The organism is Mesorhizobium sp. CO1-1-7 (assembly GCF_020164885.1).
Taxonomy (GTDB): Bacteria; Pseudomonadota; Alphaproteobacteria; order Rhizobiales; family Rhizobiaceae; genus Mesorhizobium; species Mesorhizobium australicum.
Genome location: NZ_JAIUHA010000008.1, coordinates 127,989 through 146,314 on the forward strand (window position 1 = coordinate 127,989; position 18,326 = coordinate 146,314).

General features: G+C 63.0%; 16 protein-coding genes. 9 read left to right on the plus strand and 7 right to left on the minus strand.

All coding sequences use genetic code 11. The annotated features are described in order from the left end of the window. Positions 1 to 10: 10 nt before the first annotated feature. The gene (locus LB516_RS18870; protein WP_224720174.1) at positions 11 to 1,564 is read right to left on the minus strand and encodes an acetolactate synthase large subunit; all 1,554 of its coding nucleotides are present in this window, start codon (positions 1,562 to 1,564) and stop codon (positions 11 to 13) included. Positions 1,565 to 1,854: 290 nt separating this feature from the next. Here LB516_RS18870 and LB516_RS18875 point away from each other — a divergent pair, with 290 nt between their 5' ends. From LB516_RS18875 to LB516_RS18885, 3 genes are read left to right on the plus strand one after another with little or no spacing between them, the layout of a single operon-like run. Beyond that, positions 1,855 to 3,804 (plus strand): PrkA family serine protein kinase, encoded by a 1,950-nt coding sequence (locus tag LB516_RS18875; RefSeq protein WP_140720200.1) that lies wholly within the window; start codon positions 1,855 to 1,857, stop codon positions 3,802 to 3,804. 19 nt (positions 3,805 to 3,823) lie between these two features. Further along, the gene (locus LB516_RS18880; protein WP_015315501.1) at positions 3,824 to 5,137 is read left to right on the plus strand and encodes a YeaH/YhbH family protein; all 1,314 of its coding nucleotides are present in this window, start codon (positions 3,824 to 3,826) and stop codon (positions 5,135 to 5,137) included. Positions 5,138 to 5,146: 9 nt separating this feature from the next. Further along, positions 5,147 to 6,691, plus strand: a complete 1,545-nt coding sequence (locus tag LB516_RS18885; RefSeq protein WP_140712827.1) for a SpoVR family protein — start codon at positions 5,147 to 5,149, stop codon at positions 6,689 to 6,691. A 69-nt stretch (positions 6,692 to 6,760) separates the two neighbouring features. On the opposite strand, the gene LB516_RS18890 is transcribed toward LB516_RS18885, so the two are convergent. The 4 genes from LB516_RS18890 to LB516_RS18905 all read right to left on the minus strand — a co-directional run bounded on the left by LB516_RS18890 (position 6,761) and on the right by LB516_RS18905 (position 10,362). Further along, positions 6,761 to 7,564 carry an alpha/beta hydrolase gene (locus LB516_RS18890; protein ID WP_015315499.1) on the minus strand — a complete coding sequence of 268 codons (804 nt, stop codon included), beginning with the start codon at positions 7,562 to 7,564 and terminating at the stop codon, positions 6,761 to 6,763. A 161-nt stretch (positions 7,565 to 7,725) separates the two neighbouring features. Continuing rightward, on the minus strand, positions 7,726 to 8,616 hold the full coding sequence (locus LB516_RS18895) for an HlyC/CorC family transporter (protein ID WP_141906886.1): 891 nt from the start codon (positions 8,614 to 8,616) through the stop codon (positions 7,726 to 7,728). Position 8,617: 1 nt separating this feature from the next. After that, positions 8,618 to 9,754, minus strand: a complete 1,137-nt coding sequence (aroB, locus tag LB516_RS18900) for a 3-dehydroquinate synthase (protein WP_224720175.1) — start codon at positions 9,752 to 9,754, stop codon at positions 8,618 to 8,620. Further along, entirely contained in the window at positions 9,751 to 10,362 is a 612-nt protein-coding gene (locus LB516_RS18905) for a shikimate kinase (RefSeq protein WP_140823989.1), read from the minus strand. The genes aroB and LB516_RS18905 overlap by 4 nt, the downstream gene beginning before the upstream one ends. A 212-nt stretch (positions 10,363 to 10,574) precedes the next feature. Here LB516_RS18905 and LB516_RS18910 point away from each other — a divergent pair, with 212 nt between their 5' ends. The 5 genes from LB516_RS18910 to LB516_RS18930 all read left to right on the plus strand — a co-directional run bounded on the left by LB516_RS18910 (position 10,575) and on the right by LB516_RS18930 (position 14,558). Next, positions 10,575 to 10,727 (plus strand): hypothetical protein, encoded by a 153-nt coding sequence (locus tag LB516_RS18910; protein ID WP_015315495.1) that lies wholly within the window; start codon positions 10,575 to 10,577, stop codon positions 10,725 to 10,727. 36 nt (positions 10,728 to 10,763) lie between these two features. Next, entirely contained in the window at positions 10,764 to 11,681 is a 918-nt protein-coding gene (locus LB516_RS18915; RefSeq protein ID WP_140712821.1) for a site-specific tyrosine recombinase XerD, read from the plus strand. A 98-nt stretch (positions 11,682 to 11,779) separates the two neighbouring features. Further along, the gene (locus LB516_RS18920) at positions 11,780 to 12,730 is read left to right on the plus strand and encodes an acetyl-CoA carboxylase carboxyltransferase subunit alpha (protein WP_140616795.1); all 951 of its coding nucleotides are present in this window, start codon (positions 11,780 to 11,782) and stop codon (positions 12,728 to 12,730) included. A 243-nt stretch (positions 12,731 to 12,973) separates the two neighbouring features. Next, positions 12,974 to 14,305, plus strand: a complete 1,332-nt coding sequence (locus LB516_RS18925; protein WP_140712819.1) for a murein L,D-transpeptidase family protein — start codon at positions 12,974 to 12,976, stop codon at positions 14,303 to 14,305. 10 nt (positions 14,306 to 14,315) lie between these two features. Continuing rightward, complete coding sequence (locus tag LB516_RS18930) at positions 14,316 to 14,558, plus strand: sulfurtransferase TusA family protein (RefSeq protein ID WP_015315491.1); 243 nt, start codon at positions 14,316 to 14,318, stop codon at positions 14,556 to 14,558. Between the two features lie 4 nt (positions 14,559 to 14,562). On the opposite strand, the gene LB516_RS18935 is transcribed toward LB516_RS18930, so the two are convergent. After that, positions 14,563 to 15,672 carry a CobW family GTP-binding protein gene (locus LB516_RS18935; protein WP_224720176.1) on the minus strand — a complete coding sequence of 370 codons (1,110 nt, stop codon included), beginning with the start codon at positions 15,670 to 15,672 and terminating at the stop codon, positions 14,563 to 14,565. Positions 15,673 to 15,739: 67 nt separating this feature from the next. Continuing rightward, positions 15,740 to 16,906: a D-alanyl-D-alanine carboxypeptidase family protein gene (locus tag LB516_RS18940; protein ID WP_015315489.1), complete on the minus strand. Its 1,167-nt coding sequence runs from the start codon at positions 16,904 to 16,906 to the stop codon at positions 15,740 to 15,742. Positions 16,907 to 17,143: 237 nt separating this feature from the next. Here LB516_RS18940 and LB516_RS18945 point away from each other — a divergent pair, with 237 nt between their 5' ends. Then, a complete protein-coding gene (locus tag LB516_RS18945; protein ID WP_140616792.1) occupies positions 17,144 to 18,307 on the plus strand; it encodes a M20 aminoacylase family protein in 1,164 nt (387 codons plus the stop codon). Positions 18,308 to 18,326 lie beyond the last annotated feature (19 nt).

The window sequence follows — 18,326 nt, forward strand, 5'->3', positions numbered from 1 at the left end:
CTCGCGCTGCTCAGATTATCGCTTCGATCAGGAATGGCCCGGGCCGCGACAAGGCGGCATCGAGCAGCGCGTCGAACCGCTCGCAGGTGTCGGCACGCGCCGCCTCCACGCCCATGCCTTTGGCCAGCGAAACCCAGTCCAGCGCCGGATGGTCGAGGTCGAGCATGCGCCTGGCATTTTCGCCGATCGCGTTCACCCCGACATTGCGCATCTCGCCATGCAGGATCGCATAAGTGCGGTTGGAAAAGACGATCGTCACCACGTCGAGATTTTCCCGCGCCTGCGTCCACAGGCCCTGCACCGTGTACATGCCGCTGCCGTCGGCCTCCAGATTGATCACCTTGCGGCCGGGACAGGCGATCGCCGCGCCTGTCGCCAGCGGAATGCCGCCGCCGATCGACCCGCCCGTGCCCATCATGTAGTCGTGCGGCGCGGCAAAGGCCGACAGCGCGAAGAAACGTCGCGCCGAGGTGACGGCCTCGTCGCAGACGATCGCGTCGCCCGGCAGCTTTTTGGCCACCGAGAGTGCAATGGCATCTTCCGTCAAGCTGCCGGTTGGCGTTGCTTCCTCGGGAAAGGCGCTTGCAACCAACGCCGGCTGCGATTGCCTGACGCCCAGTTCGTCGCCAAGCGCCTCCAGTGCCGCATGCAGATCCTGACCATGGGCGGCGAGCGTCAGCACCTGGCAATCGTCACGGACAAGCCTTCCCGGTTTTCCCGGATAGGCGAAGAAGGCGACCGGCTCCTTGCCGCCGACCAGCACAAGGACATCGATATCCCTGAGCGCTGCCGTCGCCGCGTCGACCGGATAGGGAATGCGCGTCGGCGCGACACGCCCGCGCCCGCGCTGCATGCGCGCGATCAAAACCTCGCTGAACAGCCTGACCTCGCATGCCGCTGAAATCTGGCCGGCGATCTCGAGGGCATCGGCCCGCGCCGCCCGTCCCCGAACGATCATGCCGGCGCGCCCGGGAGCGGCACGGATCGCGGTAGCCACCGCTCGCACGGCGTCGATGTCGATGGCTGGCGGCGATGCGAGTTCCACCGTGCCGGGCGAAACCGCGTCGGCGTCGCCCCAGGCCGCGTCCGCCGGCAGGATCAGCGTGGTGACACCCGGCGGTGTCAGCGAGGCGCGAAAGGCCGCCTCCGTGGCCGGTTGGACATCGGCGGGCCCTCCGATGCGGCGCACCCACTTCGACATCGGCGCCGCCAGCCCCTCGATATCGCTGGTGAGCGGCGCGTCGAGCGGCAGATGGTAGGAGGCATGGTCCCCGACGATGTTGATCATCGGGCTGAAGGCGCGCCTTGCATTGTGCATGTTGGCCAGCCCATTGGCGAGGCCCGGGCCGGTGTGCAGCAGCGTCGCGGCGGGACGATCGGTCATGCGCGCATAGCCGTCGGCCGCACCCGTCACCACCCCCTCGAACAGGCCGAGCACGCAGCGCATCGACGGCTTGCGGTCGAGGGCCGCGACAAAATGCATTTCGGATGTGCCGGGATTGGCGAAGCAGACGTTCACGTCATTGGCCAACAGCACGTCGCACAGAACATCGGCGCCATTCATGCGAATTTTCTCCCATTCACGAAGAGCAATTGCACCCGCGGATATCGGCACGGCAATATCCCGCCGCCGTTTTTGGCATGATCCAGCCACGGATGGGCGAGCGACGGTCGGCAGGATCAGGCGACCGTCGATTTCAGGAACGCTGGCGCGGCGGCGTTCGGCGCATTGCCGTCATCTCCGCCGAAATCGCGGTTGATGGACGGCCATTCGGGCCGGAGCGACGGAACAAACAATGCCTTCCCGCAGTTGAATATGCGAGCCCCATCAGAATGGCTCCGAAGGCAACGATCATGCGTGAGAACCAATCCGACGTCTTCCATCTCTTTTCGGAAATTTATGCGAACGCCGCCCAGGAAGAGATAAGTCTCCAGCAATATCTGCTCGCCTGCCGCGAGGACAAATCGATGTATGCCTCGGCGCCGGAACGAATGGTCGAGGCGATCGGCGAGCCAAACCTGGTCGACACCAGCAAGGACGAGCGGCTAGGCCGTATTTTCTCGAACCGGACCGTCAAGATATATCCCTCCTTCTCCGACTTTTACGGGATGGAAGATACGATCGAGCGCATCGCCGGGTATTTCCGCTATGCCTCCCAGGGCCTCGAGGAACGCAAGCAGATCCTCTACCTCCTGGGTCCGGTCGGGGGCGGCAAATCCTCCTTGGCCGAACGGTTGAAGAAATTGATGGAGGAGCGCCCCATCTACACGCTGAAGGTCGGCAACCAGATCAGTCCGGTTTTCGAATCGCCGCTTGGCCTGTTCCATCCCGATCGCATGAGCGATCTCCTGGAGGACAAATACGGGATAGCCCGGCGCCGCCTGAACGGACTTATCTCACCATGGGCGGCCAAGCGCCTCGACGAACTGTCCGGCGACATTTCCAAATTCAGCGTCGTCAAATTGATGCCGTCGCGGCTGCGCCAGATCGCCATCGCCAAGACCGAGCCTGGCGACGAGAACAACCAGGACGTCTCGGCCCTGGTTGGCAAGGTCGACATCAGGCAATTGGAAAATTTCAGCCAGTCCGACCCTGACGCCTATTCCTACAGCGGCGGGCTGAACCGAACGACGCAAGGCCTGCTCGAATTCGTCGAGATGTTCAAGGCGCCCATCAAGGTGCTGCATCCATTGCTGACGGCGACCCAGGAAGGCAGTTACAACGGCACCGAGAATTTTGGTGCCTTTCCCTACCAGGGCATCATCGTTGCCCATTCCAACGAATCCGAGTGGCAACAGTTCAAGAACAACAAGAACAATGAGGCGTTTCTCGATCGCATCCTCGTGGTCAAGGTGCCGTATTGCCTGCGCATCACCGAAGAGAGGCAAATCTACGAGAAGCTGCTGCGCGAGAGTGAATTGGCCGCCAGCCCTTGCGCGCCCGAGGTGTTGGACATCCTCAGCCGGTTCAGCGTCTCGACCCGCCTTGCCGAGCACGACAATTCGCCGCTGCACACCAAAATGCGCGCCTATGATGGTGAGAACCTCAAGGAAGTCGACCCGAGGGCGAAGTCAGTCCAGGAATATCGCGACGCCGCCGGCGTCGACGAAGGCATGACCGGCGTCAGCACGCGCTTCGCCTTCAAGATCCTGTCGCAGACGTTCAATTACGATACCAACGAGGTCGCGGCGGACCCCGTGCATCTTATGTATATCCTGGAAGAGGCGATCAAACGGGAGCAGTTTCCGAAGGAGACGGAAGCCGCCTATCTCGAATTCATCAAGTCGGAGCTGGCCGCCCGTTACGCCGAGTTCATCGGCCATGAGATCCAGAAGGCCTATCTGGAATCCTATAGCGAATATGGCCAGAACCTGTTCGACCGCTACATCGCCTATGCCGATGCCTGGATCGAGGACCAGGACTACAAGGACCCGGACACCGGCCAGATCCTCAACCGCGAGGTGTTGGACAACGAACTGTCGCAGGTCGAAAAGCCGGCAGGCATCGCCAATCCGAAGGACTTCCGCAACGAGGTGGTGAAGTTCACGCTGCGTGCCCGGGCACGCAACCATGGCCGCAACCCTTCATGGACGAGCTACGAGAAGCTGCGCGAGGTCATCGAAAAGCGCATGTTCGGCCAGGTCGAGGACCTCCTGCCCGTGATCAGCTTCGGCTCCAAGCAGGATAGCGTCACCGAAAAGCGGCACAATGAATTCGTCCAGCGGATGGTGGAGCGCGGCTATACGGAACGGCAGGTGCGCCGGCTGGTCGATTGGTACATGCGGGTGAACAAGGCGGGCTGAGCGCAGTCCGAATGGTTGCATGCCGATCTTTATCGACCGCCGCCTGAATCCGAAGGACAAAAGCCTTGGCAACCGCCAGCGCTTTCTCAGGCGTGCCCGCGAGGAGCTCAAGCGCAGCATTCGCGACCAGATCCGCGCTGGGCGGATCGCCGACGTGGACGCGGAGCACGTCGTGCCGATGCCCGAAAGAGGCACTGGCGAGCCGACCTTCAACGACGCCAGGGACACCGGCCGGCGCCGGCACATCCTGCCGGGCAACAGGCAATTCTCCCAAGGCGACCTGATCCCCAAGCCCGGCCAGGGCGGAGGCATGGGCGGTTCGTCACCGGGAAAAACCGCGTCCGAGGACGACTTCCGGTTCGTGCTTTCGCGCGAGGAGGTGCTGGATCTCTTTTTCGAGGATCTCGAACTGCCCGACCTGGTCAAGCTCAACCTCAAGGAGATCCTTGCCTTCAAGCCGCGCCGGGCGGGTTTCGCCGCCACCGGTTCGCCAACCAATATCAATGTCGGCCGCACGATGCGCAACAGCCACGGCCGCCGCATTGCGCTCAGGCGCCCCAAGCAAGCGGCGGTCGACGCGATCATGCAGGAACTCGCCTTGCTGGAGGCCGCTCCGCCTGATGCTCAAACGCGCGAGCGCGTCGTGGCGCTCAAAGAAGAGATCGAGCGGCTGGAGCGCCGGCGCCGGCGGATTGCCTTCGTCGACCCGGTCGACATCCGGTTCAACCGCTTCGACCAGCGCCCGGTGCCGAATGCGAAAGCGGTCATGTTCTGCCTGATGGATGTGTCGGGCTCGATGGGCGAGCGCGAGAAGGACCTGGCCAAGCGCTTCTTCGTGCTGCTGCACCTATTCCTGAAGCGACGTTATGAACGCACCGAAATCGTCTTCATCCGCCACACGCACGAGGCGCAGGAGGTGGATGAGGAAACCTTCTTCTACTGCACGCAAAGCGGTGGCACCGTCGTTTCCACCGCGCTCGAGGAGATGCATCGCGTCATCGAGCAGCGTTACCCCGCGAGCGAGTGGAACATCTACGCCGCCCAGGCCTCGGACGGCGACAATTTCGCCACCGATTCCGAGCGCTGCATCGCCCTGCTGAACGGCAAGCTCATGCGCCTGTGCCAGTATTTCGCCTATGTCGAGATCATCGACGAACGCGAGAGTCACATCTTCGGCGCGACTGAAAACGGGACGTCGCTCTGGCGAGCCTACAGCGCCATCGAATCGAACTGGCCGAACTTCCAGATGAGCCGCATAGCCACGGCCGCCGATATCTATCCTGTCTTTCGTCAGCTCTTCGCCAAACAGCCCGCGCTCCGGAAGAGCGCCTGAGGGGAAACCATGGCCAGGACAGCCAGCAAACCGGGTTTGCTCTTTTCCGGATCCGACTGGGACTTCCAGAAATTGTCGCACGCCTACGACGCGATTGCGGCAATCGCCATCGAGGAACTCAAGCTGGACACCTACCCGGTGCAGATGGAAATCATTTCCTCGCAACAGATGCTCGACGCCTATTCATCGGTCGGCATGCCGCTGATGTATCGTCATTGGTCGTTCGGCAAGCATTTCCTGTACCAGGATTTTCTCTATCGCAAGGGTGGACGGGGCCTGGCTTACGAACTGGTCATCAACTCCAATCCCTGCATCGTCTATCTGATGGAGGAAAACACCATGGCCTTGCAGGCCCTGGTGACGGCGCATGCTGCGCTCGGACACAATCATTTCTTCAAGAACAATCATCTGTTCCGGCAGTGGACCGACGCCGGGGGGATTCTGAGCTATCTGGAGTTCGCCAAGGGCTACATTGCCCGATGCGAGGAGCGGCACGGACTGTCGGCCGTGGAAAGCATTCTCGACTGCGCCCACGCGCTGATGGAACAAGGCGTGTTCCGATATCACAGGCCGCCAAAGCTGTCGTCGGAGCGGCAGCGTGAAGGGCTGCGCGAGCGCCTGGAATATGAAGAACGCTCCTACAACGACTTGTGGCGCACGCTGCCTCCCTCGCAGGACAGCAGCAAGACCGAGAAGAAGGACGAAGGCTTGGCGGAGCGGAAGAAATCGCTCAACCTGCCCGAGGAAAATCTGCTCTATTTCCTCGAGAAGAACAGCCTTGTCCTGGAGCCCTGGCAGCGCGAGATCATCCGCATCGTGCGTATCGTCGCGCAGTATTTCTATCCGCAGCGGCAAACGCAGGTGATGAACGAAGGCTGCGCCACCTTCGTGCACTACACCCTCATGAACGCATTGTTCGACCGCGGCCAGATCAGCGAGGGCGCCATGCTCGAGGTCCTGCGCAACCATTCCAATGTGATCTTCCAGCCGGCCTTCGACGACCCCCGGTTCTCCGGTATCAACCCATACGCGCTCGGCCTCGACATGATGCAGGACATACAACGCATTTCGACCGCGCCGACGGCGGAGGACCGCGACTGGTTTCCCGACATCGCGGGCCGCGGTGACTGGCGCGATGTGCTCCTGGACGCCTGGGCCAACCACCGCGACGAATCCTTCATCCGCCAGCACCTCAGCCCAGCCCTGATACGGAAATGGCGGATGTTTGTCCTCGCCGATCAGGCCGACGACGCACATTACGAGGTGGCCTCGATCCACAATGAGCGCGGCTACCAAAAGATACGTGCCGCGCTGGCCCAGAGCTACGACATCGGCGCGAGCCGGCCGGATATCCAGGTGGTGGATGTCGACCTGCTCGGTAACCGGCATTTGCGGCTGCAGCACAAGGTGAAGGAGGGCGTACTGCTCGACAGTGGCAGCCGCGACGCGACCCTGCGCCATGTCCGAAGCCTCTGGGGCTATGAGGTCAGCCTCGCTTCGGTCGACGCCGAAACCGGTGCGACGCTCAGCGAACGGTCAAGCAACGACTTTTGAATTTCCGCCCGGCGGCATCGGCGGCTGCCAGGCACAACGAGTGGAACACGCCACGGACAGCCGGTGCGCTCAACCGACCGTCGATTTCAGGAACGCCAGCGCGGCAGCGGTCAGCGCGTCGCCGTCCTCGCCGAAATCGCGGTTGATCGACATGTGCGTATAGGCGGTGCCGTCGAACAGCGTCACCTCGGTGCCGCTGGCGCGCAGGCGCTCGGCAAAGGCCGTGGACTGCTTGCCGCGACCGTCGGCGCGGGAATAGGCGATGAAGGTCGGCGGATGCTTGCGGCCATCGACATAGCTCGCCGGTGACAGTGCCGCCCACTGCGAAGGATCGGAAAAGACACGCGAATAGGCCCGCACCATGCCGCCACTTCCGGCAAGGGCGGCGAGATCGTAAGCCCTTGTATCGTCGAGAAGCAGGCCAGCGACGCCGGGCAATCCGCCGCGCATGCCGGTCAGGGCGATCAGATGGCAGCCGGCCGAATGCCCCATGCCGACGATGCGGTTGGGATCGCCACCATGTTGGGCGATGTTGGTCCTGACATACGCATAGGCCTTTTCCACGTCGCCCGCCTGGGTGGCGACATCAGCCTGCGGCAGCATGCGGTAGTCGATGGAGACGAAGCAGAAGCCGTTGGCAAGCAGGAAGGCCGGCTTGGCGTTCACCTGGCTGCGTTTGCCGGTCCGCCAGGCGCCGCCATGGACGAAGAAGACCACTGGCAGGTCTTTCGCGCCATCGGGCGCATAGATATCGAGCTTGGCCGGACCGTAGTCGACAGTTTCGGCGGATGGCGTATCTCGCGCCGCTCTCGTGCCGGTTGGCAACAAGGCAGCCACCGAGGCCAGGAGCAAGGTTCGCCGATCGATCGTCATCGGCGAAGAATGCATCCCGGCGGGCGGGAGTTCCAACGAAGGATTGGCAAGGCGACGGCTCGATGGCAATTCCAGGAAAAGTGCGCAGCGGTTTCCCGTCTGGAATTGCGTAAGAACAAAGAGTTAGAGCGGCTCGGAGATCCTACCAACACTGAAACGCTTTAACTGTCGCCGGCCGGCCGGATCCTGACCCTGGCAATCCGGTTCTTGTCGCGTTTCATGACGACGAAGCGCTTGCCGTGGAAGGTAAAAGCCTGCTTCTCCTCGGGGATCGATTGCGCCTCGTGGATGACGAGGCCGGCGATGGTCGTCGCCTCTTCGTCCGGCAGGTTCCAGTCGAGCGCCCGGTTGAGGTCGCGGATCGGCACCGTGCCTTCGACGACGACGGAGCCGTCCGCCTCCTGCTTGACGCCCTGGATGTCGACATCGTGCTCGTCGGCGATCTCGCCGACAATCTCCTCGATAATGTCCTCCAGCGTCACCAGCCCTTCGACCTCACCATATTCATCGACGACGACGGCAAAATGCGTCTTGCGGCGCAAGAAGGCGTTGAGCTGTTCCTGCAAAGTCGTGGTGTCGGGCACGAACCACGGTTTTGACGCGATCTTCATCACGTCGATCCGCGAGAAATCATTGCCGACTTCGTTCAGCGCGCGCAGCAGATCCTTGGCGTGCAGCACGCCGACGATGTTGTCGAGTGAACCTTTCCAAAGCGGCATGCGGGTGTGCGGGCTCTGCAGGATCTCGCGCACCACCGCTTCCGGCGCATTGTCGGCATTGACCGAGCGCATATTCGTGCGGTGGACCATGACGTCGGAAACTTCGAGCTCTTCGAGGTCGAACAGGCCGCCGACGCGGTCGCGATCCTCACGCACCACCTGGCCGTCGCGGCGAAAATCGTCGACCGCGCCGCGCAACTCGTCCTGGCTCGACCGCTGCGGCTCGATGCGCGACAGTTCATAGCCGAACATGGCAAGCAGGCGGGTGCGCACGGCAACGACCAGGATGACGAGGATGGCAAGAACGGCGAAGACGACCCAGCCAGTGTCCATCTCAGCCGGCTTTCCCGTTGCCTGGATGGTTTTCCCTGAGGAACGCCAGCACTTCCGAGGCCGGCACATCCTTGGCGATGAAGGCCTCGCCGATGCCGCGCGTCAGAATGAAGGTCAGCGCGCCGCGCGACACTTTCTTGTCCTGCGTGATGAATGAAAGCAGCGCATCCGCATCGGGCAAGTCGCCCGGAATGTCGGCCATCCGCCACGGCAGCCCGACGGCACGCAGATGCGCCTCGACGCGGGCCGCGTCGTCGGGGCTGGCGAGATTGAGCCGAGAGGAGAACCGGTACGCCAGCGCCATGCCGATGGCGACCCCCTCGCCGTGGACGAGGCGCGTCCCGTCATACTGCGTGGCGGCTTCGAGCGCGTGCCCGAACGTATGGCCGAGGTTGAGCAGAGCGCGGTCGCCGGTCTCGAACTCGTCGCGGGCAACGACATCGGCCTTGGCACGGCAGGCTTCGGCAATGGCCTCGACCCGCTCCGGTCCGCCGGCGAACACCTTTTCCCAATTCGTTTCCAGCCAGGCGAAGAAATCCGGCCGGTCGATCAGCCCGTATTTGGCAAGCTCGGCATAGCCGGCGCGAAATTCGCGGATCGGCAGCGTGTCGAGCACTTCGGTATCGGCCAGCACCAGCTTGGGCTGGAGGAAGACGCCGACGAGGTTCTTGCCGCGCGGGCTGTTGATGCCGGTCTTGCCGCCGACCGAGGAATCGACCTGCGCCAGAAGCGATGTCGGAACCTGCACGAAATTCATGCCACGCCGCACGATCCCGGCGGCAAAACCGGTGAGATCGCCGATGACGCCGCCGCCAAGCGCGATGACGATGTCGCCGCGCTCCAGCCTGGCGGCCAGGACGCCGTCGACCACCGCCTCGAGATGGGCAAAGCTCTTGGTCTTTTCGCCGGGCGGCATCGTAATGATCGCGGGCTGGATGCCACTCTTCTCGAGCCCGGCCCTCAGCGTATCGAGATGCGCGGCGGCGACGTTCTCGTCGGTCACCACAGCGGCGCGCGTGCCCGGCAACCGGCGCGAAATCTCAGCGCCGGCGCGCGACAGCAGGCCGGAGCCGATCACTATGTCGTAGGCGCGGTCGCCCAGACCGACTTCGACTGTGACTGGCTGATCCGCGCTCATGATTCGACCTCGCCCGTCGCGGCTATCGCATCGATGCCGAAATGCCGGCACAGCGCCTCGATCACCTCGGCCGCGATGACCTCCTTGCGATCGTCGCGGGTCGGCACGGTGACGTCAGAGGTGGCATAGACCGGATAGCGTTCCGCCATCAGCCGCTCCAGCACGGCGCGGGGATCGGCGCTTTTCAAGAGCGGCCGGTTCTGCTTCTTGGAAACGCGGTCCATCAGAAGGTCGAGCTCGGCCTTCAGCCAAACCGAGACGCCATGGGCGGCGATGGCCTCGCGCGTCTGCGCGTTCATGAAGGCACCGCCGCCGGTCGACAGAACCTGCGGGCCGTTTTCCAGCACGCGCAGGATGACACGCTGTTCCAGGGCCCTGAACTCGGTTTCGCCATAGCGCTCGAACAGCTCCGGAACCGTCATCCGCGATACGCTTTCGATCTCCTGGTCGCTGTCGATGAAGGGCAGCGAAAGCATGGTCGCCACCTTGCGGCCGATCGCCGTCTTGCCAGCGCCCATCAGCCCGACAAAGACGATGGACCGGCTGCCCAGCCGGCCAAGCAGCGCGGCATGGGTCTCGCCTGGGGGATTTGCCTGTAGCGCGTTCATCGGCTGTTTCTTTGGGCCTCTTTGCCGGCGTATCGACATGAAAAGCCGGTTTGCGTCAAGCGTGCCGAGTGCCATGGGCCGATATGGACAGAGCGACGCTTGCATCGGAAGTTGCTAACAGGGGGTCCGCTTCTTCCTTGAATTGGCCGGATTGGCGTCCCATAAGGGCACAGGGTTTGGAAACGCAGAACAAGAAGACGGGCGAGAACTGAATGCCGACACTGTTTCGCTTTGTCGTGACCCTCGCGATTCTGGCCGGCATTGCCTATGGTACGATGTTCGCGCTGGTGATGTTCGTCGAGCCGAAAAAAGCCGAGATGAGCGTGCGTATTCCGCCGGAAAAGCTCAATCCGAAGAAAAACTGAACCCCAAGAAGACCGACTCGGAACCGCCTCAAGGACATGAACAGCGCCGCTCGCATCGAGGCCTTCCTGGAAATGATGAGCGCCGAGCGGGGAGCGGCGGAGAACACGCTTTCCTCCTATCGCCGCGATCTCGAGGATGCTTCCGGCGGGATCGATGGCGGACTTGCCCGCGCCGGCGCCGCCGACATCAGGGCCTATCTTGACGATATCGCCGCGCGCGGCTTCGCGCCGACCTCGCAGGCGCGCAAACTGTCGGCGATCCGCCAGTTCTTCAAGTTCCTCTACGCCGAGGGCCTGCGCGCGGATGACCCCACCGGCACGCTGGACAGCCCGAAAAAAGGCCGTCCGCTGCCCAAGACGATGAGCGAGGCCGAAACCGGCCGGCTGATCGATCGCGCCGCGCAGGAAGCCGGCGATGCCGGGCTCGGTCACGCCGACAGGCTGGCGGCCTTGCGCCTGCATGCGCTGGTCGAAGTGCTCTACGCCACCGGACTGCGCGTTTCCGAGCTGGTCGGCCTGCCGGTGACGGTGGCGCAGCGCGATGACCGTTTCTTCATGGTACGCGGCAAGGGCGACAAGGAACGCATGGTGCCGCTGTCGGCCAAGGCGCGCGCGGCGATGCGGAGCTGGCTTGACGCCCGGGCCAAGCTGCCCGCCTTCGCCACCAGCCCGTTCCTGTTTCCGGCGGCATCCGACAGCGGCTACCTCTCGCGCCAGGTCTTTGCCCGTGACCTGAAAGGATTGGCGGCGCGCGCCGGCATCGCCTCGGCCAAGATCTCGCCGCACGTGCTGCGCCATGCTTTCGCCAGCCATCTCCTGCAGAACGGCGCCGACCTGAGAGCCGTTCAGCAACTGCTTGGCCATGCCGACATATCGACGACACAGATTTACACCCATGTGCTGGAAGAGCGGCTGGTGCGGTTGGTCAACGATCATCATCCGCTTGCCGACTAGGCCTCATATCGCTATGTGAGGACGACATTTCACCGCCCGGAGCCTTGGTTTCAACGGTTCCGCGGTCATTGCCTTCCGACGTATCGGTCCGCCCAAGCATGTACAATTACCTCGATTTCGAAAAGCCGGTGCAGGATCTTGAGCTCAAGATCCTCGAGCTCAAGAAGCTTGCCGAGAACGGCGAGGCGGTCGATGTCGCCGATGAGATCACCAGGCTCGAGAAGCGCTCGCGCGACGCGCTGCGCGAACTCTACAAGGCGCTGACGCCGTGGCAGAAGGTGCAGGTGGCGCGCCACTCCGACCGGCCGCACTGCATCGACTACATCAAGGGCCTGTTCAGCGACTTCACGCCACTCGCCGGCGACCGCAATTTCGGCGAGGACCAGGCGATCGTCGGCGGCTTTGCCCGTTTCCGCGGCGAGCCCATCGCGATTCTCGGCCAGGAAAAGGGTTCGGACACGGCGAGTCGCCTGAAGCACAATTTCGGTTCGGTGCGCCCCGAAGGCTATCGCAAGGCGGTGCGGCTGATGGAACTGGCCGATCGTTTCAAGATCCCGCTTTTGACACTGGTCGACACGGCCGGCGCCTATCCCGGCGTTGGCGCCGAGGAGCGCGGCCAGGCCGAAGCCATTGCCCGATCGACCTCGGCCTGCCTTGGCCTGAAAGTACCGTCGATCTCGGTGGTTATCGGCGAAGGCGGTTCGGGCGGCGCTATCGCGATTGCCACCGCCAACCGCGTCTACATGCTCGAACACGCCATCTATTCGGTGATTTCGCCAGAAGGTGCCGCCTCCATCCTGTGGCGCGACACGACGCGCTCCAAGGACGCGGCGACCAACATGAAGATCACCGCGCAGGATCTTTTGGAACTGAAGGTCATCGACGCCATCATCCCCGAGCCGATGGGCGGCGCCCAGCGCGCGCCCGAAACGGTGATTGCCGCGACCGGCGATCTCATCGCCAAGACGATGAAGGAATTCGCCGGCGCCAACATCGATTTCCGCGAACAGCGCCGCGAGAAATATCTGGCGATGGGCCGCAGCCTCTGACGCCGCTTGGGCGGCGGAACAGGGCTGACGGAAGCTGTCTGTCCACCCCAAATGTGGCGGCGATGAGCAGTTTCGCCACAAAAATGCCGCCCCATTCGGTTCAATGAAATCACCGCGAGAGATTGGCCGAGCCTTGCGGTAAGGAATTTTCAAGGTTAACGGGCTTACGGTCCGTCAGTGTTCAGCATGCGGGTGTGGCCGTTTCGAAGCCATTGGCCCGAAAGAAAAGACATAGCCTTATCCATGTTTGCCAAGCTTGCTCGTACTGGAGTTCTTGCCGCCTCGATTGCCGTCGCGGGCTGTAATGATTCGTCGATGAAGGACTTTGCCCCGGAAGCCAACAAGCCGCTGCCCGACAAGATCCTTGCCGATATGAGAGCCAAGGGCATGGTCCGCACCTCTTCGGTAATGGCGCGCATCTTCAAGGAAGAAGGCAAGCTCGAGATCTGGAAGGCCAAGACCAACGGTCGCTACGACATGGTGGCGAGCTACGACATCTGCAAATGGTCGGGCAAGCTCGGGCCGAAATACACCGAAGGCGACCGCCAGGCGCCGGAAGGTTTTTACACGGTTCGCCCGTCGCAGATGAATCCGCGCTCGAATTACCATCTGTCGTTCAACATCGGCTTTCCCAACGCCTATGATCGTGCCAATGGCCGCACCGGCCAGAACCTGATGGTCCATGGCGCCTGCTCTTCATCGGGCTGCTATTCGATGACCGACGCCCAGATCGAGCAGATCTACGCCTTCGGCCGCGACGCCTTCCAGGGTGGCCAGACCGAGTTCCAGATCCAGGCTTTTCCGTTCCGCATGACAGCCGCCAACATGGCGCGCTACCGCAACGACCCGAATTACGAATTCTGGAAGATGCTCAAGGTCGGCTACGACAATTTCGAGGTCACCAAGGTGCCACCGAAAGTCGACGTCTGCGAGAAGCGCTACGTCTTCAACCAGGTCGCTCCCGATGGGCAGACCTTCAATCCGACCGGCCCCTGCCCGGCGACCACGCAGCCGGAGTCGCTTAAGAGCGCCTATAACGCCTATCAAAGCACCTATGACGCGGCCTTCAACAGCGCGCTCAAGGCCAGCGTGCCGCCACCCAAGCCGACGATTGCCGGCATCAAGGAAGCCAGCATCGTCTCCGACTGGTCCAAGCGCCGGGCGCGTGGCGAGCGCGTGCCGATCGATCCGCCGTCGCTCAACACCGACGGTTCGGTCACCGAGACGGCGCGCATGGGCCGCATCGATTCGCCCGCCGGTCGCAAGATGGCCGCGCTCGAGGCCGAAAAGGCCGCCAAGGAGAAGGCCGAGCGAGAGCGGGTGGCGGCCATAGAAGCGGCAAAAGCGGCGAAGGAGGCCGCCAAGGCGCAAGCGTTGGCCGAAAAGGAAGCTGCCAAGGCGCAAGCCGTGGCTGCGAAGGAAGCGGCCAAGGCCGCCAAGGAAGCTCCGGTTGCCACCGCGACCATCGCGGCTCCGGCGGAGGCCGCGCCGGCAGCCGAGACGCAGGCTGCGAGCGCCGATGAAAGCCGGGTTACGAAGCTGAAGAACAAGCTGCTCGGCATGTTCGGCGGCTGAGGTTTTTACCTTGGCCGAACTGATAGCTATCTACGACCTCAAGGGGCTGAACTGCCCTTTGCCGGTCCTCAAGGCGAAAAAGCGCCTGGCCGGGATGCAGCCCGGCAGCAGGCTCTGGCTCGAAACCACCGACCCTCTGGCTGTTATCGATATTCCTGCCTTCTGCGCCGACAGCGGACATCAATTGATCGAGACGGCGGCGATGTCCGGTGGCCACCGCTTTCTGGTCGAACGCGGCGAATACCAATCGTAGGAGGCTAACGTCCGGCGATCGCCAGCGGATTGTTTTCCAGCGCCGCGCGGTCGGGCGTGTCGACCGACGGCCGGTTGGTGAAGGCGGCGAACAGCCGGCGCACATAGTCTTCCGGCATGTCGAGCGTAATCAGCACCAGCCGCGTGCCGCGCTGGCTGTCCGGCCAGGACGGCAATCGCACCGGCGGATGCAGGATCTTCTGGACACCATGCACGACCAAGGGCCGCGACGGATCCTCCTGCAATTCGATGACGCCCTTCATCCGTAGCAGATGCTCGCCATGTGTGGAACGCAGGAGATCGAGGAACATCTCGATGGCTGAAAACGGCACCGGCCCGTCATGCACCAGCGAATGGGTTTTTACGCGCTGATCGTGGCGATGGGCATGGTCATGCCCTTCATGGTCATGGTCATGATGGTCATGGTGGTGATGATCATGCGTGGCCTCTTCGCCGAGCCAGCGCCGCACGTCGGCGGACTTGGTCGCAGGATTGTAGAGACCGCAGTCGAACAATGCGGCCACCCCGGTTTTCGCCTCCCCGGCATCGAGCAGTCGAGCCCCGGGATTGATCTGCCGCAAGCGCGCGCGCAGCGTGTCGAGGTCGCCGTGATCGGTGGCCAGATCGGCCTTGGAGATGACGATGCGGTCGGCCACGGCGACCTGCTTGACCGCCTCGACATGCGCATCGAGCGTAGCATTGCCGTTGACCGCATCCACCAGGGTGATGACGCCGTCGAGCCGAAAGGCCTGGACCAGCGCCGGATGGGCCATGATCGACTGCAGCACCGGCGCCGGGTCGGCCAATCCCGTGGTCTCGACGATGACGCGGCCAAGCCGGGCGATACGGCCGGTCTGCAGCCGGTCGACTAGGTCGGCCAGCGTGTCGACAAGTTCGCCGCGCACCGTGCAGCACAGACAGCCGTCGGAAAGCTGGATGATGCCGTCGGAGGCCTGCTCGACCAGCAGGTGGTCGATCGCCACGTCACCGAGCTCGTTGATGATGACCGCGGTGTCGACGAGCGCCCGATCCTTCAGCAGCCGGTTGAGCAATGTCGTCTTGCCGGCGCCGAGAAAGCCGGTTAGCACCGAGACTGGGATCGGGAAACCGCTCATCTGGTTCTGCCTTCTAATTTGGGCATGATCTCTCGCGAAAGCCGGATTTCACTTTTTGGATCGTGCTCTAATTCGCGACCTTGGCCGGCTGGTCGCCTTGGGCGGCGGCACCCACGACTTTCGGGCCCGTGCCGGCGGGTACCGGCTTGTCGGGCCGCCAGGTCGGGATTGGCACGTCGGCATATTCCTGCGCGCCCTCGTCAAGAATCGCCTTCGGCGCCGGACCCGTGGCGCCGCCAAGGCCGACGGCAACCAGTGTCGGCACATGGTCGAGCTTCTCCCGATAGGGCGATTTAGGCTGGTCCTTGGCGGCGGCCGGCGGCGGCGCCTCGGACTGCTCCGCCTTCCTCTTCTTCTTGCAGACTTCGTCATGCATGTCGTTGGGCGAGATCAGATCACCGTAGGGAGCGAGCGTGGTGACGGTGGTGGACCCGGCGGCAGGTGCGTCAAAGCCCTGATCGAGCAATTTGGCCGCGGCTTCGGCGCGGCTGACCGCCGACTTCTCGCCAAGCACGACCGCCACCAGCGTACGTCCGTTGCGGGTCGCCGACCCGATCATGTTGAAGCCCGACGGGCAGACAAAGCCGGTCTTCATGCCGTCGGCGCCGGGATACCGGCCGATCAGGAGATTGTAGTTCGGAATGGCCCTATTGCCGACCGCGAGCCCCTCGATCGAGAACCACGGCGCATATTGCGGGAACTCGCGGCGGATCGCCATCACCAGGATCGAAAGGTCGCGTGCCGTCGTGTACTGGTCGGGCGAGTAAAGGCCGTTCGGGTTGACGAAATGGGTGCCGTTCATGCCGAGCCTGGCCGCCTCGGCATTCATCCTTTCAGCGAAGGCGGCCTGCGAGCCGCCGACATTCTCGCCGACCGCCATGGCGATGTCGTTGGCCGACTTGACCAGCATCATCTTCAGCGCATTGTCGAGCCGCATCACCGAGCCGGGCTTGAAACCCATCTTGCTTGGCGGTTCGCCGGCGGAATGTTTGGTCACCTTGATCGGCGAATCGAGCTGGACTTCTCCGGCCGCGATCGCCCGGAAGGTCACATAGGCGGTCATCAGCTTGCTGAGCGAGGCCGGATACCAGCGCTTGAAGGCATCCTGGTGCTGCAGGATCTGGCCGCTCTTCAGGTCGAAGACCACCACCGGATTGGCCAGCGCTGGCCCAGCCAGGACGGACAGCATGATTGCGCCAGCCGGGAATAGTTTGAGGAAATGCCTGTACCGCATGATCGAATCCGAAATCGCCTCTTGCCCTGATTGCCCCTGGCTCCGTAAGATTTCATTACGTGACCGCCAGCATAAGGATCCGACCCTCAAAAACCGGACCGCATTATTGCGGTGCTATTTACCCTATGTGACGCCAACATGGCAAAGCGCCTGACAATCACAATTGCAAGGCACCCCGGGCCCAATTGCAAACCACCAGGCTGAAGCCGGCTGCACCAACAACGAAATGGAACCATCATGCCAATCCTCAACCGCGCCGCCGAAATGCAGGACGAAGTCGCCGGCTGGCGACGGCATTTGCACCAGACGCCAGAACTGAACTTCGATGTCTTCAAGACGGCGGCCTTCGTCACCGAAAAGCTGAAAGAGTTCGGCTGCGACGATGTGGTGACCGGCCTCGGCAAGACGGGCGTCGTCGGCATCATTCGCGGCCGTCAGGGGGAAGGTCGCACAATCGGATTGCGCGCCGACATGGATGCACTGCCGCTCAAGGAGATCACCGGCAAGCCCTACGCGTCCACCGTTCCGGGCAAGATGCATGCCTGCGGCCATGACGGCCACACCGCGATGCTGCTCGGTGCGGCGAAATATCTCGCCGAGACGCGCAATTTCACGGGCTCCGTGGCGGTGATTTTCCAGCCGGCCGAAGAAGGCGGCGGCGGCGGCAACGAGATGGTCAAGGACGGCATGATGGAGCGTTTCGACATCGCTAAAGTGTTCGGCATGCACAACATGCCCGGCCTGCCGGTCGGCCAGTTCGCCATCCGTCCGGGCCCGATCATGGCGGCGACGGCCGAATTCACCATCACCGTGAAAGGCCGGGGCGGCCATGCGGCGATGCCGCACGGCACCATCGATCCGATCGTCATCACCAGCCAGTTGGTCGGCGCCTTGCAGACGATCGCCTCGCGCAGCACCGATCCGGTCGAGGCGGTGGTGGTCTCGGTGACCAAGTTCCACGCTGGCGACGCCTACAACATCATCCCGGAATCGGCCGAGATCGCCGGCACCGTGCGCACGCTGAAGAAGGAAGTGGCCAGGAAATCGGAAGAGCGTATCCGCGCCATCTGCGCGGGACTTGCCACCGCCTATGGCGCGACGATCGAGGTCGACTACGACGCGAACTACCCAGTGACGTTCAATCATGCGGATGAGACGGTCTTCGCCAGCGATGTGGCCGCCGACGTGGCGGGCGATGCCCAGGTGCACCGCGAGATCCAGCCGGTGATGGGCGGCGAGGATTTCTCCTACATGCTGGAAGCCCGGCCTGGAGCCTTCATCTTCATCGGCAATGGCGAGACCGCCGGTCTCCACAATCCGGCCTACGACTTCAACGACGAAGCCATCCCGCACGGCATGAGCTATTGGGTGAAACTGGCGGAGACGGCGCTAGCCGCCTGAGGCCGGTCTTATAAAGCGC

Coding starts and splice junctions, on each gene's coding strand:
- LB516_RS18870 (WP_224720174.1), bottom strand. CDS start 1,564: ATGAATGGCGCCGATGTTCTGTGCGACGTGCTGTTGGCCAATGACGTG.
- LB516_RS18875 (WP_140720200.1), top strand. CDS start 1,855: ATGCGTGAGAACCAATCCGACGTCTTCCATCTCTTTTCGGAAATTTAT.
- LB516_RS18880 (WP_015315501.1), top strand. CDS start 3,824: ATGCCGATCTTTATCGACCGCCGCCTGAATCCGAAGGACAAAAGCCTT.
- LB516_RS18885 (WP_140712827.1), top strand. CDS start 5,147: ATGGCCAGGACAGCCAGCAAACCGGGTTTGCTCTTTTCCGGATCCGAC.
- LB516_RS18890 (WP_015315499.1), bottom strand. CDS start 7,564: ATGACGATCGATCGGCGAACCTTGCTCCTGGCCTCGGTGGCTGCCTTG.
- LB516_RS18895 (WP_141906886.1), bottom strand. CDS start 8,616: ATGGACACTGGCTGGGTCGTCTTCGCCGTTCTTGCCATCCTCGTCATC.
- aroB (WP_224720175.1), bottom strand. CDS start 9,754: ATGAGCGCGGATCAGCCAGTCACAGTCGAAGTCGGTCTGGGCGACCGC.
- LB516_RS18905 (WP_140823989.1), bottom strand. CDS start 10,362: ATGAACGCGCTACAGGCAAATCCCCCAGGCGAGACCCATGCCGCGCTG.
- LB516_RS18910 (WP_015315495.1), top strand. CDS start 10,575: ATGCCGACACTGTTTCGCTTTGTCGTGACCCTCGCGATTCTGGCCGGC.
- LB516_RS18915 (WP_140712821.1), top strand. CDS start 10,764: ATGAACAGCGCCGCTCGCATCGAGGCCTTCCTGGAAATGATGAGCGCC.
- LB516_RS18920 (WP_140616795.1), top strand. CDS start 11,780: ATGTACAATTACCTCGATTTCGAAAAGCCGGTGCAGGATCTTGAGCTC.
- LB516_RS18925 (WP_140712819.1), top strand. CDS start 12,974: ATGTTTGCCAAGCTTGCTCGTACTGGAGTTCTTGCCGCCTCGATTGCC.
- LB516_RS18935 (WP_224720176.1), bottom strand. CDS start 15,672: ATGAGCGGTTTCCCGATCCCAGTCTCGGTGCTAACCGGCTTTCTCGGC.
- LB516_RS18940 (WP_015315489.1), bottom strand. CDS start 16,906: ATGCGGTACAGGCATTTCCTCAAACTATTCCCGGCTGGCGCAATCATG.
- LB516_RS18945 (WP_140616792.1), top strand. CDS start 17,144: ATGCCAATCCTCAACCGCGCCGCCGAAATGCAGGACGAAGTCGCCGGC.